The sequence below is a fragment of the Bartonella sp. AP58NXGY genome (genome assembly GCF_042195785.1).
Taxonomy (GTDB): Bacteria; Pseudomonadota; Alphaproteobacteria; order Rhizobiales; family Rhizobiaceae; genus Bartonella.
In genome coordinates, this window is record NZ_JBHIOY010000250.1 from 1 (window position 1) to 317 (window position 317).

Below are 317 nucleotides of genomic sequence, written 5' to 3' on the forward strand. Positions count from 1 at the left end.
CACCAGATAAACATGGTGATTGGCTTGGTCAACGTGATGAAAGTTTCAAAGCATTCTTAGCTTTAGGTGAAAAGAAAGGACATAATAAAAAGCTGTTTGAAATATTTTCTTTTGGGGTTGTAACCAATCGTGATGCTTGGGCGTATAACTCAAGCCGTGAAGCTTTAGCTAAAAATATGCGCAATATGATTAACTTTTATAATAGTGAAGTGAAGCGTTTTAATGATACTTATGCACATGCTGACCGTAGGATACATAAAAATGCTGTAAATAATTTCGTCAATTCCGATGAAAATAAAATCAGTTGGAGCTATAGT

General features: G+C 34.4%; 1 protein-coding gene. It reads left to right on the forward strand.

Annotated elements, in window-relative coordinates:
• Positions 1-317 (forward strand): type ISP restriction/modification enzyme (locus ACFINC_RS10750; RefSeq protein WP_375617207.1); only part of this gene is annotated, 317 nt, incomplete at both ends.